The sequence below is a fragment of the Pleomorphovibrio marinus genome (genome assembly GCF_003347495.1).
GTDB lineage: Bacteria > Bacteroidota > Bacteroidia > Cytophagales > Cyclobacteriaceae > Pleomorphovibrio > Pleomorphovibrio marinus.
The window spans coordinates 304,814-319,489 of sequence record NZ_QCXY01000006.1 but is presented as its reverse complement, the minus strand read 5'-3'; the positions used below and the strand labels follow the sequence as shown (position 1 = coordinate 319,489).

The 14,676-nt window shown below is 43.5% G+C and carries 9 protein-coding genes; all 9 read right to left on the bottom strand.

Annotated elements, in window-relative coordinates; genetic code table 11:
* Window positions 1-85: 85 nt before the first annotated feature.
* The 9 genes from DB520_RS16570 to DB520_RS16525 all read right to left on the bottom strand — a co-directional run bounded on the left by DB520_RS16570 (window position 86) and on the right by DB520_RS16525 (window position 14,568).
* Window positions 86-718, bottom strand: a complete 633-nt coding sequence (locus DB520_RS16570) for a cupin domain-containing protein (RefSeq protein ID WP_114750833.1) — start codon at window positions 716-718, stop codon at window positions 86-88.
* A gap of 155 nt (window positions 719-873) precedes the next feature.
* Window positions 874-2,181: a hypothetical protein gene (locus DB520_RS16565; RefSeq protein ID WP_114750832.1), complete on the bottom strand. Its 1,308-nt coding sequence runs from the start codon at window positions 2,179-2,181 to the stop codon at window positions 874-876.
* 93 nt (window positions 2,182-2,274) lie between these two features.
* Window positions 2,275-6,231, bottom strand: coding sequence for a PAS domain S-box protein (locus DB520_RS16560; protein WP_114750831.1), 3,957 nt, complete (start codon window positions 6,229-6,231; stop codon window positions 2,275-2,277).
* Between the two features lie 211 nt (window positions 6,232-6,442).
* Window positions 6,443-6,676 (bottom strand): (2Fe-2S) ferredoxin domain-containing protein, encoded by a 234-nt coding sequence (locus tag DB520_RS16555; protein WP_114750830.1) that lies wholly within the window; start codon window positions 6,674-6,676, stop codon window positions 6,443-6,445.
* A 1-nt stretch (window position 6,677) separates the two neighbouring features.
* Window positions 6,678-7,934, bottom strand: coding sequence for a DUF819 family protein (locus DB520_RS16550; RefSeq protein WP_114750829.1), 1,257 nt, complete (start codon window positions 7,932-7,934; stop codon window positions 6,678-6,680).
* Between the two features lie 137 nt (window positions 7,935-8,071).
* Complete coding sequence (locus tag DB520_RS16545) at window positions 8,072-8,359, bottom strand: type II toxin-antitoxin system RelE/ParE family toxin (RefSeq protein ID WP_114750828.1); 288 nt, start codon at window positions 8,357-8,359, stop codon at window positions 8,072-8,074.
* An 83-nt stretch (window positions 8,360-8,442) separates the two neighbouring features.
* Window positions 8,443-8,592 carry a ribbon-helix-helix domain-containing protein gene (locus tag DB520_RS27070; RefSeq protein ID WP_198675369.1) on the bottom strand — a complete coding sequence of 50 codons (150 nt, stop codon included), beginning with the start codon at window positions 8,590-8,592 and terminating at the stop codon, window positions 8,443-8,445.
* Between the two features lie 1,286 nt (window positions 8,593-9,878).
* Window positions 9,879-10,550 carry a hypothetical protein gene (locus DB520_RS16530; RefSeq protein WP_157972124.1) on the bottom strand — a complete coding sequence of 224 codons (672 nt, stop codon included), beginning with the start codon at window positions 10,548-10,550 and terminating at the stop codon, window positions 9,879-9,881.
* A gap of 73 nt (window positions 10,551-10,623) precedes the next feature.
* Entirely contained in the window at window positions 10,624-14,568 is a 3,945-nt protein-coding gene (locus DB520_RS16525; protein ID WP_198675368.1) for a DUF6443 domain-containing protein, read from the bottom strand.
* Window positions 14,569-14,676 lie beyond the last annotated feature (108 nt).

Genomic DNA, 14,676 nt, shown 5'->3' with positions numbered 1-14,676 from the left:
GAGGTAATTAAAAGTTTAGCACCTCAATTCCTTCTTGGGCAAGCCTCATACGTTCATCTGTGGTGAATACCCATCAGAAAACTGCCTAGCGGCAGTAGCGATGGATAAGTTCCTGCTTTTTGCCCTTTTTAATGGCCTTTTTCGCCAACCAGTTCCCCAGAGGTGAAATCAGCTTATACATGAAATCGGTAACTTTCATTTTACCCATGTCTCCAAGTATAAAAGCAGTGGCCAAGTCCTTCGGGACACCATCTTTGTTTATCAATCCATCGTGGGCAAGGCCGTACATAATCCTTAGGGAATCCTCAAAGCCCGGCTGTCCTGGTGTCAGCTTTACTTCAAAGGTGATGTGCTCGGTGGAGGCATTCGCAAAACCATGCACCTCCATTCGTTTCACGGTGTAACTCTCTCCCGGTTTTAAGGGGAGAGACTGGCCTTTTGCCTGCTTTACCGTTAGCAGTCCCTCTTTTGCAGTAAATTTTTCTTCATAGTCGAAATGATAATGGAGGGGATTTCCCCCGCCAGGGCTCAGCTCTATTTCCAATAATGTATACTCTCCACCTGTATCTTTGGAAGTTTTCAAAAAAGTAACTTTGTCATCAAATACCGGATTGGTAATCACTCTTTCCATATGGTTATAATTGTCTTTTAGCCGCCATAAACTGCCCCTGACTGCCCCGTCCTGATATTTGCCGGAATTCAGGGAACGCGGTTTCATCTGTTTATAATTTTTTTTACAACGGTCAGATAGCTTGCCCCTAACTCGATTCGGGGGAATCTCGCTTTGAAAATCATCCCTACGTGTGAGGTTCTCCTCATGCTCGATTTCATGGCATTAAATATTTAAATCACAGAGTAGGCAAAACTATAAAATTAAGGCCTGAACCCCAAACCAAACTGCAAGTAGGGGCCCCGCATAAAACTGGCCATATTCAAGTTGGCCAAAGGATAGTTGCCTATTGGCAACTCATACCCGGCATGAATGGAATAAACCAGGTTAAAAATCTTGAAACTGGATAGTGGCATGGCATAAGCTATCAATACCTCCGGCTTCATCATCAAGCCCCTACTTACCAAGGTACCGTCGTGGTCTGGTTCTTCAAAAAGCAGGGGAAAATCGGGTTTGCCGTCTTTTTCCAGGGTGTACCTGAGATTTCCATAGCCCAATCCACCCAGTAGGCCCAGTTCAAGGTTTTTACGCTTATAAAGTTGTAAACCCAAATTGCCATATACTCTTACTGAGTTTAGGGTTTGGGTAAAATCCTCATTTGCCCTGTTAAAGGTACTTAAGTTCATCACTTCCATACCATACATTACCCTACGGTTTTCTCCTATGATTTTCAACCCAAAATTGCCCCTTACGTCAGGCAAGGGACTGTAACCGTGGTTTTCCAAAAAAGGATTTAAGGCTTCCGGGCTGTTAAAGTTTTGCCCATAAATAAAATGTACCCCTAAGGTGGCATCGGAGTAAAACATGTTTTTATCCGTGAGGGTGATCCCTGCACCAAACCTGACGAAGGCCCCACTTTGTATGTTGTCAAAACTAATTCCATTCAAGTTCCACGCATTTTCGAATGGGCTGAATGCATATCCGAACTTGGTGACCAATTCTAGGGCTTCTTCCAATCCCGGAATGTTGATGTCATACCCTAGCTGAAAGCCAATCTCCGTAAGGAAGCCACCAAAATACTGGCTTCCTCTGTGGATATTGTATTTTCGGAGAATAAATCCCTGTTCGGGATTTGCCAAAAATTCTTCTATATTTCCAAATTCAGCTTCCTTCAGCATCTGGAAGTTCATATAACCCATGCCCAGTGACATATAGTGCATAAGGTTAAATCCACCCTCCTCAATCATGGAATAACCTACATTGAGAAACAACCTAGTAGTCCTGTAGTCCACTTCATACTCCCTGAAGGTAGACCTGGGACCGTTGTTGTGATACAGTTCCACCCCAAGGTCAAAATCGTTAACCTGTGCTTGGTAACCTATGCCATTGGAGGTATATCCATTTCGCATTGAAGAAAGGCCCTTTTGTTCCAGCATAGCATTGAATTCCCTCACATTGGCTCCAGAGGGGCCGTTAAAAAGGTAAAAGGTAGACCTTCTCGAAACCGCGTTTTGGGCAAACGTGTCGGTTAGAAGTAAGAAAAAAAGAAAAAGGGTGATATGCCTCTCCATATTTGGTGGATCAATTTAGGGCAAAAATAAGGGTAAGACTTTATTTGCCATTGAGAAAGCACAAAAATATCATTGCAAACTTAATACGTATCCTTACAGATACTTGATAATTTTTGCGTAAAGGTTGCCCGGCACGAAGGGTTTTGCAACAAAATCATCCATACCTGCTTCTTCCAATTGCCCTTTTACCTCTGAAAAGGAAGCAGCTGTAAGTGCAATAATGGGTACCTTTGATTTTTCATTTTCTTCCATACTCCTGATTTTCTTGGCTACCTCAAAACCGTCCATGTCGGGCATTTGTAAGTCCAAAAGCACCATGTCAAAAGATTTTCCGTAGTAAAGCTCTAGTGCTATCCTTCCATCCGAAGCAAATTCCAGGTTGCCCACACCCCATTTGGAAAGGTATTTTTTCAATAGCACTTGATTGACCACATTATCTTCCGCCACCAGAAGGCTCATATTTTGCAACTCCTTGGATTGGCCTAATAAGGTTTCCTGGCTTTGAGCTTCATCGGAAGGAAGCTTGTCAAAACTGATATCAAACCAAAATACGGTGCCTAGCTCAGGTTTGGATTGTACATTTATGGAGCTACCAAACAAGTTTATCAGCTTTTTCACTATAGCCAGCCCCAGTCCAGTACCCCCATATTTTCGGGTAGTGTCTGTACTGGCCTGGGTAAAAGCTTCAAATATGGATTCTGTTTTATCCTCTGGAATTCCAATCCCAGTATCTTCGACTTCAAAATGGATTTTCACCTTCCTTTCACTTTGGAATACCTGACTTAGAGAAACGGTAATACCACCTTTATCGGTGAATTTCACTGCGTTAGAAATCAAATTATTAAGTATTTGCGCTAACCGCACAGGATCGCCCACGATGGCCTCCGGTAGTTCAGAATCTATTTTGGTAGCAATCTGAAGTTGTTTTTCCCTTAACTGATAGGAATAGGAGTGAACGATACGGTTGAGAATGTTTTTGGGGTCAAAGGGGACTTTTTCCATCTCAATCTTGCCCGAGTCAATCTTATTGAAATCCAGGATGTCATTGATCAACCCAAGGAGGTTTTCGGCAGAAAACTGCAAGGTACGGAGGTTCTCCAATTGATCTTCCCTAGGGTCGTCTTCCAACAACAAATGCGATAGACCGATAACCGCATTCATGGGGGTCCGGATTTCGTGACTCATAATGGAGAGAAACTGTGACTTTGCCAAAAGGGCCTTCTCTGCCTTCTCCTTTGCAATAAAAAGTTCATTTTGAGTTTCCTTTAGCCTGGTAATATCCCTTGCTATTCCGGTATAATAACGTATGTGTCCTGCCTCATCCTTTATCACCTTTCCATTTGAGCTGAAAACTTTGTAAGTGCCATTTCTGTGCCGCATGCGGCATTCGAAATTTGGATTCTTTAAAAAGAAAAGCATGGGATCTTCTCCCTCCGTAAGGAAAACATTAGCATCTTCGGGATGTAAAAAATCAATCAATCCTCCACTGGTGAACTCAAAGGTTTCATATCCCAAAAACTGTTTGATATTTGGTGAAACATAACTCAACTCCAAACCCGTGGTGATGGAATAAATTAGCTCTGTGCTTTCTTCCACTAAGTTTCTATACTTGGTTTCACTTTTCTGAAGCTCCTTTTTAGCAGTAAACTCTTCATTGATATCTCTGACAATTCCAAGTATATACTCTAAGTCCTTTCCATTGAAAATGGGTTTGGCAGTAAGTTCGTACATGCGGTTGAGATATCGGAATTCCTTGGAAACCGCCTTCTTCACCTTAAGTGCCCGCTCCACCACTGAATATATTTCCTGATAATTAGTAGTATGTGCCTGGCGAAGGTTTTTCCCTTCAAAATAACCCTTATCCAAGCCCCAATAGGCAAAATCGGGGCCCTCTGCTACTAGGTAGGTCAAATTTGGATCCACCAAAAACACATTGGTTTTGGGAATATTGGATGCCAGCACTCTATAACGGTTTTTAATTTTTTCGATTTCCTGACGGTCCTTTTTTCTTTCCGAAATATCCTGAAAAAGTCCCTCGTAACGAATGGCCTTTGTGTTTTCAAGGGTAAGCTCACTTAGTTTTTCCTCTACCCAGATAAATCCTCCATCCTTCAACCTTATCCTGTACTCCCTGTTGGCGGGAAATTGCTTTGAATTTGCAAAATCGTTTAAGTATTGCTCTAGATCCTCCGCGTAGATGAGATCCAAAAAACTGGTAGCCTTTGAAAGTAAGGATTTTGCCTCATAACCATACTGACTAATATTTTCTGTGACATAGGTTAACCTGTAGTTGTCCAATGGATCTATAGTGAAAAGTACCGCCTGGCTTTTCTCAACAATCAACTTGGCTTTTTTTGCCATATCCTCCCTTTGCCTTACCAGAGAAAGGTCCCGAAGAAGGAAGGAAAAACCCAAAATTTCCTCATCTACATTTTTTATGGGCTTGATAGAAACCTCATAGGGGCCTGGCGGAAAACCCAAACATTGCAGGTTCAATTCTTCTTTCCATATACCCTCTTCTTGGGACTTTGGTACGTAATCAATGATGGTTTTTTCTTTTTCTCCAACCACCGAAAAGATGGAGGAAATCTTCCCCTTAAATGAAGCCTCTATACCACTAGCCAATTTAGCAGCCTCATTCATGTAAATTATATGAAAATCCAGGTTGGTTACAAAAATAGGTTCATTTACCTGAGCCAGGATTTGAGATTCCAACATCAGGCTTTCTTCTATGGCTTTATTGTCGGAAATATCCCTGCAATAACCAAATACCTCCATTTGCTTCTTTGGGCTTAGGTGGTTAACCTGAATGCTGTAGGAAAGGAATTTTTCTAGGCCATCGGAATTTTTCAGGGTAAATTCACCTGACATGGTTTGCTTTTTCTTGATTGCCTTTTGAATCTGTCGCTCTACCTTCTTTTGATCCTTGGGAATAACCAACTTCAAAAAATCCCTAAAATATATGGAATCCATTCCTGGTTCAAGTTCAAAAATTTTGCGCAGCCCCTCAGAAAGGTAAATCTTCCTTTCGACATGCTGAAAACGCCATGACCCTGACTTCGCTAGCAATTCCGCGGAATTGAGCAGCCGCTCATTTCTAAACAACTTGGATTTAGATTCTCTATTGAGCATGGCTGCACCAAATACATCCCCAAGCTGACGCAACACGTATTTATTGTACTCCTGCCTTTTCCATAAATCATTAGGCTGCTTGCTGCTAAGCACATATACCCCTAAAAACTTTTGATCTGCGGTTATTGGCACAAGAATCAAAGAGGCGATATTAAATTTCCTGATCACCGAAGGGCTTAAATAGGGAACTACTTGCTCCCCTTCCCCAGTGAAAAGTACCAACACCCCGTTCTTTTGCAGTTCTTTTATGAATCCCTCCGTCTCTTTAATACTGATGTATTTTAAGGGCTGGTTTCCTTCCTGTTCAATAGAGGAGTTCACCCACTCAAAGGCACACTCCAGCCTGTCCTGATTTTCTCCTAAAACAAACAAATTGGCCCTGTCTGCCCCTTGTAACTTGCCTATCAGTCCAATAGCTTCTCTGAAAATCTCCTCTATTTCTTGATCCCGGGAATTTAGGAACCGGGTGGATATCCAATTCACCATCCTTTCCAACTCAAGTTTCCTGTTAAGTTGGGTCTTCAATTCTATTTGAGAACTATCCAAAGAAGCCGATTCCCCCTCTTCACTGTCTTCTATCTCTTTGGAATGGGGTGCTCTTCCATAGGCTAGACATAACTTACCTAGCTCGGGAGAATGTATTCCTTCCACCTCCCACTCGATCAGGTTCCCAATGGTATCCAAATAAACTTTGGGGGACATTTCCGATTCCTCTTTTGAGGAAAAAAAATGTTCGAGCTCATGGAGCAAATATGGGACATGTTCGAAAATTACCCTCCAATCCAATGGATGCTTTGGGTTCTGCGTAATAGTATGCAATCCCTTAGAAAAAATAACCTTACTCGGACCCAACACCAGATAAACATCATGGCCTTTGGGTCTTCCATATAGTAAACCTCGATAAAACGATGTCTTCATTTTAAAAATAATTGAGAAAACTCCTTAATAACCCTTCTTCACTTAGGCGAATCCTCTTAATTTAAATTGTAAATTTCACTCAGGCTAATTTAGAATTAATTTCTAAATTGCGCCCCTACTTAAAGTAGCCATTATAAAAGTAATAAATCCATAGGTCAAAACTACAACAATTCAACAAATTACTTCAAAATCAGGCACTTTTGGTAAACCTTCAGCACTTTTCACGGATTTCGGGCAGGCTGGCCCGCTTGATCACCTCGCTATTAATCACCACCATTGGCCCAGTCTTACAAAAATCCATACACTTGGTTTTCACTACCTTACACTTCCCTTTGTGTTCAGAAACTTTGAGCATCCCTTTTATGTCCTTGAGTAATTCCTTGCATCCATTTCGCTTACAATCCTTGCCTGTACAAACAAAAATAAACTTTCTATAGGTAGCCATACTAGAATAAATTTGAAACCCATTGTAATAATAATCCACAGAAATAGGCACCATAGGTACCCACCGCATATCCTAATACAGCTAAAAGTACGCCAACTGGTGCAAGGGAGGGATTAAAGGCAGATGCCACGATAGGCGCAGAGGCAGCCCCTCCCACATTGGCCTGTGATCCTACCGCAACAAAGAAAAAGGGAGCTTTAATGAGATATGCCACAATCAGCATTATGGAAATATGCAGGATCATCCACACCATACCTACAAGAAAAAACACCGGGTTGTCCAATACGGCCTGTAAATCCATCTGCATACCAATGGTAGCTACCAATACGTAAAGCATCACGCTCCCAAGCCGGGAAGCCCCAACCCCCTCCAGGTCCCTGGCCCTTGTAAAAGAAAGTAACAAGCCTAACGTGGTTGCCACTATTACAATCCAAAAAAAGCTGCTGTCCAAGGAATACTGGCTGAGTCTCGGATAGTTTACCCCTATCCAAGGAGCAAGTGCATCTGCCACCAAATGTGCCAAACCTGTCACGGCAAAACCAACGGCAAGGACAGCCATGGTGTCCCCCATCATGGGGATTTTAAGTATCCCTTCCCTATATTTCTCTACTTTGTTTTTAAGTGCCTCTATGGCAGATGCATCCGCTTTGAAAATCTTGTCAATTTTTCCGGGTTTTGCAGCCCAATACAGCAAAAAAGCCATCCAAACATTGGCCACTATTACATCCACCGCTATCATTTGACTGAAAAGTGCAGGACTGGCACCAAACACCTCCAACATGGATGTCTGATTGGCCCCTCCCCCTATCCAACTGCCGGCTATGGTGGACAGCCCCCTCCATGTTTCATCGGGACCAGTCCCTCCCAGGATATCGGGATAAAAAAGAGCCACCAGAAAAAAGGCTAATGGACCACCAAGCACAATTCCAATAGTCCCTGAAAAAAACATAATCAACGCTTTAGGACCAAGTTTAAGGATACTTTTCAAGTCTATGCTCAAGGTGAGTAAGACCAAGGAGGTGGGTAGTAGGTACCGGGAGGCCATAAAGTACAAACCAGATGATTCTCCTGAAATTACACCAGCAGAATTCAGCAGAGCAGGAATAAAGTAACAGAGCAATATGGTGGGCACTACCCGGTAGAATTTTCGAAATAAAGGGTGCTTGGAAGCCCCAGTGTAAAAGACCAGGCCAAGTATGGCCATCAGCAGTCCAAAGACCACTGCATCGTTCTGGATGAGAGGTTGGTGTTCGTGCATTTAGGTGGCATTAAAAACCCAAAGCTAATAAAAAGTGTGAGGGAATTTAGGTGGTGCAGATAGAAATTACTGTGGGTATATGCTGGAATGTGTAGGAATTCACTGATAATTTCTTTGAGCCCACACTTTTAACCCTATTAGAGAATAATGTCCAAATCCTGCCTTCCTATAATCGCCATTATTTCAACATTGTCATTATTTATCCTGTAGTATATGCTATCGGAGCCACAGACACATCGTCTATACCCTTTTTTAATGTGATCGACCGAATCAAACGAAAATAGCCGTTCGGCAATAATGTCAAAATAGGTAAAAAATGAATCGAAGTAATTGTCTGCTTGAGAAATTCCAAATTTTTCTGTCCCGTAATGATGAATTCGTATAAGGTCTTCTTTTGCTTCATGACTCAAACGGTACTTAGCCATTGAGTAAAGACTTGGATTGATTTAAAATTTGCTCTTTTCTTTCCTGCGTAAAGCCACTATTTTCAGCTTTTTCAAGTTTGACCCTAATCCAGTCTATTTGGGCTTGCTGCTTTCTCGCCTGTCTTAATAAGATCATTCACAAGTTCGCTTTTGCTAGCGTATTCTTTGCTATCCACTTGAGATTTAAGCCATTCATCGTTGGGTGCTGTGAAGGAAATACTTTGTCTTACCATAACTTGTCTTCTTTGGTATAAATTTACATCAATCATAAATCAATAACAACAAATTTTATTTTCAACAATAGCTGGCATAGAATGGTTTTGGTGGTGCAAGGGTGAACATGTCGTCTTCCCATTTTTAAGAGCGACCCTATTTAACGGAGTCCTTTTCACTCCTCTTATCCTGAACAAATTCAGAAGGCGTGACACCATCATACTGCTTGAAGGAATGGCAATGTAGGAGTACCAAACCGACTATGGTGAGGGATAGATTTAGTGGAAATCTCCCGCCCCTAAAAAGCTTGGGGAAGTAGTTTGGCATTATCACAGAGTTCCACCCTGTGTTAACATATTACGCCCTTTCAGGGCTGGGGTGAGTGTAAAAATCACAAAAACCCTCCGTACCCATTCGTGCAACCATGGCAAAAAAAACCTCCCGAAATGATACCCCATCATCCAGGCCTTTCTCAATTAGATTTACACTTTAATGACTGGGGTGAAGGTGAAAAACCACAAAAATCCTCCACAAACAAAAAATGTACTTTTATATATGAATCATGGTTAAAGTCATACTTGCCATCATTTTTACTCTTTCAACATAAATTGCATAATAAAGCGTTTCTCCCAAAACCCGCCTGATATCTTGACGTTTTAACAAAAACATCTATTGAACTAGGCACCTGATAAATAAGTTCTTAATTAACTGATCATCATGGTATTAAATGCTTTCGATTATTGAAAAAAGCCAGCAAATTGGCTTTTTGCGGTTTATTCCTGAAATAAAGTTCCTTTTAGGACTAATAGACTGAGATTGAATTATTGACTAGGTGCCTAATTCAAAAACAATAAACAAACCATGACTTGGTTTTAGTAATAATTTCCATATTCACTTAAAATATAATTATTATTTGTTTTAATCTCATAAAATATAATGATTTTATTATTTATTTTAGTAAAATTTAAATTTCTATAAAATTTTTATATATTGAATTTAATATATAAAAAATTTAATTTTTATTTTTTATATCTTTCTTCTTATTTTTCTCCCTTTGAAAAAAATTAAAGTTAAAGTTACGGATTCTACTGAAAGGAGAGAGACTAAAATAAATAATTAGCAAAAAAATTATTCCGAAAAACATTAGATAAAACCCATCAAACCCAGTTTTCATCAGAGTCCTACTGTTTACTCCATGAGCTACCAAACCTTTAGCGATCATCGCTCCGCCCATTAAAATAAACAATATTGATACTATTAATGGGAAAACAAAAAGGTAATTTGGTTTCATTCGCATTCCTTCTATTTATATGACAGAGCGAGATCTTAAATATCTCAATCCTATATAATAGGCTTTCGATATCTCTTTTTCTAAATAGCTTACCCAGTCAGGATTATTTTCGCCTCGATAATAAGAATATAACGCCATCAAAAAACCGTGAGCCTCTGGAGAGAGCTGGCTAGGGCCTTTATACATATACGATTCACTCTTTAAATCATTAAACCAGGCTTCCATTTTAATAACGGAACTGTTTGCGTTAAATATGCCAAATCCAAATAATAATAATACCACTTCTAATGAAACTACGTCATCTGAATACTCTTTACCATCCCTTCTTAATTTTAGCCTAGCAATTTCAAATACAATGGCTGAAACCAAACAATTGGAGTCGTGTAAATAGGACCGGTTAATTAATATCTCAATACTACCGTCTGAGTATTCCGTGAACCTACTTGATGCAAACTCACCTCCCCCCTCGGAAACTAATACGACTCCTGAATCGAGGAGAATATTCCCTGGTTCATCGAAAAAACTCAACTCTACATGCTTCAAATTTACATCCATTATAGCCCCCAGATTTTTAAAAAGAATATGACCGTAGGTCTCGTCTCCGCTAAACTTCCTACCAGTTATCTCTTCGAGATCGGTGTAAATTTTGGAACTCAAAACAAATAACTCGGAATAATCCTTGGTCACAAGGCTAAAAGTGCGAACCAACATAAGTCTATCGGTATCACCGACAGGACAATGCGGATTTTTTTTAAAAAAACTAATTACTTGGTCTAACCACATCATTTCTTCTTTTATCTACGGTATCTGGCTTTACACCATTTAGCATATCTTCGATCATTGAGAGGGGAGATGGACCAGTGAAAACCCTAGACAATCCCATTCTCATATTTTGTTCTTCAATTTGGAGCTCTCCAAACTCTTCAGGAGACAGCCCTCCTCTCGCTCTTTCCCTTACATTGCTCTCCCATTGTTCCTGTAACTCCATTAATTCTATTGTTGTGTTAAAATCATTGACAAAATAATTAGCTCCAAGAGATACCTCAAACCTGCCAACTTCTTCAATTATTTCAACCTTCGTTATGGTACGTACATCGTCAAGTAACTGTGCAGTTAATTTTACAAAATTTCCACTAGAATTGCCGTTTGTATGGGTATTGTCGAAATTTTCAGCAGCTCCTGCAGCAATAGAAGTATATATATTTCGTCCCCCTCCCCGACTGGTATGAAATCTTTGAGTTTTTACGTGTGTCCCATTATTTCTACCTACTAATGCAAATCCAGAATTATTAATTCTAGTAGTCTGAGATACTGGCCTTCTTAGTTTGGATATGGTCATTCCTCTTCGGGAGTTTCTTGCAGCAGGCCTTGCTCCTCCCGGGCAACAAGGCATCTTTCCATCCGGATCAATATACCTCACTGGATTGTTCCAAAACGCAGAATATGGAGACATTCCTATCTGCTTCGGATGATCCCCCATCGGGTCCACCCCCCACCACCTGCCCACCACGGGATCGTAGTGCCTGGCGCCGAAGTCGTAGAGGCCGGGTGGGTTCACCAAGTCCTTGCCATTAAAGCCTTCCATCCCATACCTTTCCCCCTGGTATCGGTATTCCAGACCACTAAGCTCCAGACCCCAAGGATCGTAGTGGGTCTCCTCTACCACCAGGGGCGGGGAAGTGCCCACCCTGAAGTCGTCGAACCAAACATCCACCCCGGACTCGTTCACCAAGAAGGCCTCCATCCTTCCATCCATGTCAATATATAAATTTTCTTCCAAATGCATATGCTTGCCCTCCGCATTTTTATCCAAAGCAAGCTTCCCGGTTTTATACCTCTTGCCCTCCGCGTCATAAAGAAGGTACATCATATAAGCCTCCGGGGCAGGCTTGGTTTGCAGTGCGCCTGCCAGCAGCGTCACAATACCCAAAAGAGCGGTGCTTCGGGAAGGGTCGTGCAATACATGCGTAAAGTCCGGAAGTGCCGCCACCACCCCTGACCTCGCTCCCGAAACCGCGAACACTTGCGCACCAAACATCCCTGCACCTCCTGCCCGGTATTTCCCGTTAACCGAAAGGTGTACCTGCTCCCCTTCCTTCACTTTTTGAACCCTTACCGGACCCAGCACCCTGCCCATAGTGGCATTTAGCCATACCACTCGGTCCCCACCTGGGGTGGTGTTGTGTTCTTTGGCCCCTTGGCGAGAGGCTTGTATCATTTCAAATTGCGCTTCTTCGTGAGCTGACCTGTCGGCCTCCATGGTGGCTGTTTGGTATTCCAGTTTGGGTGCCCTCATCACCTGCCTAAGGCTTCCAAGGTGATCCCTTGCGTAGAAATCGTAATAAAAACCATCCAACGCGGGAATAACCCTGCCCTCATCGTGCAGGGCTTGGTGCAGTTTACCGTTTTTCAACACAAAGCTTCCCGCCCACTCCCAGTGCTCTTGCATTCCCTCACCTAAATATCTTCTTTGGGAAAGCCTTTCTCCACTTGCAGAATAAACGTTTTCCACCCTTCCACCCGGGTGGAGGATTTCAGCGGGCAGGTCCAAATGGTTGTACACCATACGATTGATCCCTCTGTCCGGGTTGGTCAATAGGTTGCCGTCGCTGTCATAGGTGTATTGGGCTTCAGATGGGGAAGGCTTGAAGTCCATGGCCAAAAACTGTGTGGAAGTCCTGGCGTCCCTTACTTTGAGCAACCGGTTCCCGTGGGAGCCATACTCGTACCGCAGGTCGTCCACCTCTCCAAAAGAGGATTCGGAAATTTGATTCCTTCTTTTTAGGGTGAGCAGGTTACCATTGGGATCATAGCTGTTCCAACCACTGGTGTAGTGGTGGTTTTCATGGGAACGGCCTGGAACTAGGTACGCACCTCCTATCAGCCTGGAGACCGGGTCGTACCGAAAGTGGTATTGCCTTTCTACCCCGTCCTTTCCTTTCCAGGCTGCCATTGAAATATTGCCGTCCCACCGCCCTTGGTTGCCTCCTTTCTCATAATGAAGCCTCCAGGAAAACAAACCCTTACCAGCCTGCCGCTGCTCCATCCAAAGTGGCCAGCCCCTAAGGTGGTAGCCTTGGTTAACCTCTACCCCCAGAAGGGGTAAAGTCTTGCCGGACAGCCTGCCAAGCCTATCGTAGGAATACCTGACCAGCACCTGCTCTGGATCCGATTCCATTTTGACCCTTGTCATGGATAGGTGACCCGAACGACTATAGCTGTACCTGTGCCGCAAGGTAGCTTTTGCCGGGCCCCTAAGTTGCTCTAGCTTCCTGAGGGTCTTTCCCTCGAAATTATAGGAAGTGGAACGTCTCAGTGTACCACCGTTACTCAGTTCAACCAGTTCCTGGATAAGTCTCGCTTCCTTGTCGTAGAAAAACGATTTCCTCAATAGCCTCTCTTGCCCACCTATCTCGACCTCCAGCACGGCAGTGAGCAGTCCCTTGGTTCTGTGATCCGGATCGGTGAATCCACTGGGCCTAACGAACGTATTCATGCCGGGCGCAGTGGGGCCGTCATAAAAGTTCACCATTAGCACCTTACCCTCATTGGTGGGAAACCCTCCCCCTACCTTATAGGTGGTCCCCGCAGGGGACAGTTGACTTTCCAGACGTGCGTTGTTTTCTCCGTTCAGGGATTCGTGAAAGGACTGCATGGAGTTCCTGTTCCTTGCGTCCTTTACCAGGCCCTCCTGGAGTTTCCTGTTTAGGACATCGTACTTGGTGTAGTGCCAAGTGCCTGCATCCCTGAGCTTGCCGTCCTGGGTGGCCACCACCCTGTCTCTATTGTCATAAACGTAGTGCTTGACCGCCTTTCCTGGCAACTTACCAGTTTGCAGCCTGCCCAAATGGTCATAGGTATAGAGAAAGTATTGTCCCTCCACGATGGCATTTTCCCGGGAGCGGTGCCAAGCACCTGTAAGAAAACGGGTTGCTTTCGGAGGGATCAGTACCCTGAGGTCACCCCTTGCGTCGTACACATGGTAGGTGCACAGCCAGCCTGCATGCTGTAGGGAAGGGCTTTCTCCCTCCTGCACCTTTATCAAAATGATCTGGCCTTCCAGGTCAATGAACTCCATTCGTCTGTTCCCCTGCTCGTCCTTGCTCTCCCTCATCCATAGCCTGCCTGCTTCGTAGGCCCCGGGGCTATGGGGCAGTCCCTGCGCATCCACCTCCCAACGCCTGACCCCGTCGGCCGACAGGTTGGGCCTTTCGGCAAAAGTGGTGGCCCTGCCGGTTTCAGAGGCCCATGCTTGTCCAGGGCCTAAGGAGGTGACCACCCTTCGGAGAGCAGAGGATTCAAAAGTATGCTGGGTAAAGGCCCTTTCTTCACCCCCAAAGTTGTTGCGGTAGAATGAACGTTGCTCGGAAAGTGCATTTGGGCGAAACCCTCCGGGAAGGGCGCCACCACCACGGGGATAGGGAAGGTATTCTCGACTCTCCCTGCCAGCAAAATCGTAAAAGTAAGGTTGTACAAGGTCCGCCCCTGAAGGACTTGCCTGTCGCCCCAATTCCTGAATGGGCCTGCCCAAACCATCGAAATAGCGTATGGAGAGATAGGATGAGGCAATCCCACCTGTATGCAACTCTTCTATATTCTTTGTGGCATTCCTAGCCTTATAATGCGATATATGGCTATTATTTTGAAAGGAATACCCATTCATGGCTACCACTAGGCCAATAATAACAAAAACAAAGCTTTTCATATGTTTATAATTTCTTTTTAGCGGTCATATAGCCTGCCCCTGCCTGCCCCGAACTTGTTTAGGGGGACTCGCTTCGGGGGAATCTCGCAATCTTAATCCTCCCTCCGT

Excerpts from the sequence above, each read along its gene's own strand:
- DB520_RS16570 (WP_114750833.1), bottom strand. The coding sequence starts at position 718 with ATGAAACCGCGTTCCCTGAATTCCGGCAAATATCAGGACGGGGCAGTC.
- DB520_RS16565 (WP_114750832.1), bottom strand. The coding sequence starts at position 2,181 with ATGGAGAGGCATATCACCCTTTTTCTTTTTTTCTTACTTCTAACCGAC.
- DB520_RS16560 (WP_114750831.1), bottom strand. The coding sequence starts at position 6,231 with ATGAAGACATCGTTTTATCGAGGTTTACTATATGGAAGACCCAAAGGC.
- DB520_RS16555 (WP_114750830.1), bottom strand. The coding sequence starts at position 6,676 with ATGGCTACCTATAGAAAGTTTATTTTTGTTTGTACAGGCAAGGATTGT.
- DB520_RS16550 (WP_114750829.1), bottom strand. The coding sequence starts at position 7,934 with ATGCACGAACACCAACCTCTCATCCAGAACGATGCAGTGGTCTTTGGA.
- DB520_RS16545 (WP_114750828.1), bottom strand. The coding sequence starts at position 8,359 with ATGGCTAAGTACCGTTTGAGTCATGAAGCAAAAGAAGACCTTATACGA.
- DB520_RS27070 (WP_198675369.1), bottom strand. The coding sequence starts at position 8,592 with ATGGTAAGACAAAGTATTTCCTTCACAGCACCCAACGATGAATGGCTT.
- DB520_RS16525 (WP_198675368.1), bottom strand. The coding sequence starts at position 14,568 with ATGAAAAGCTTTGTTTTTGTTATTATTGGCCTAGTGGTAGCCATGAAT.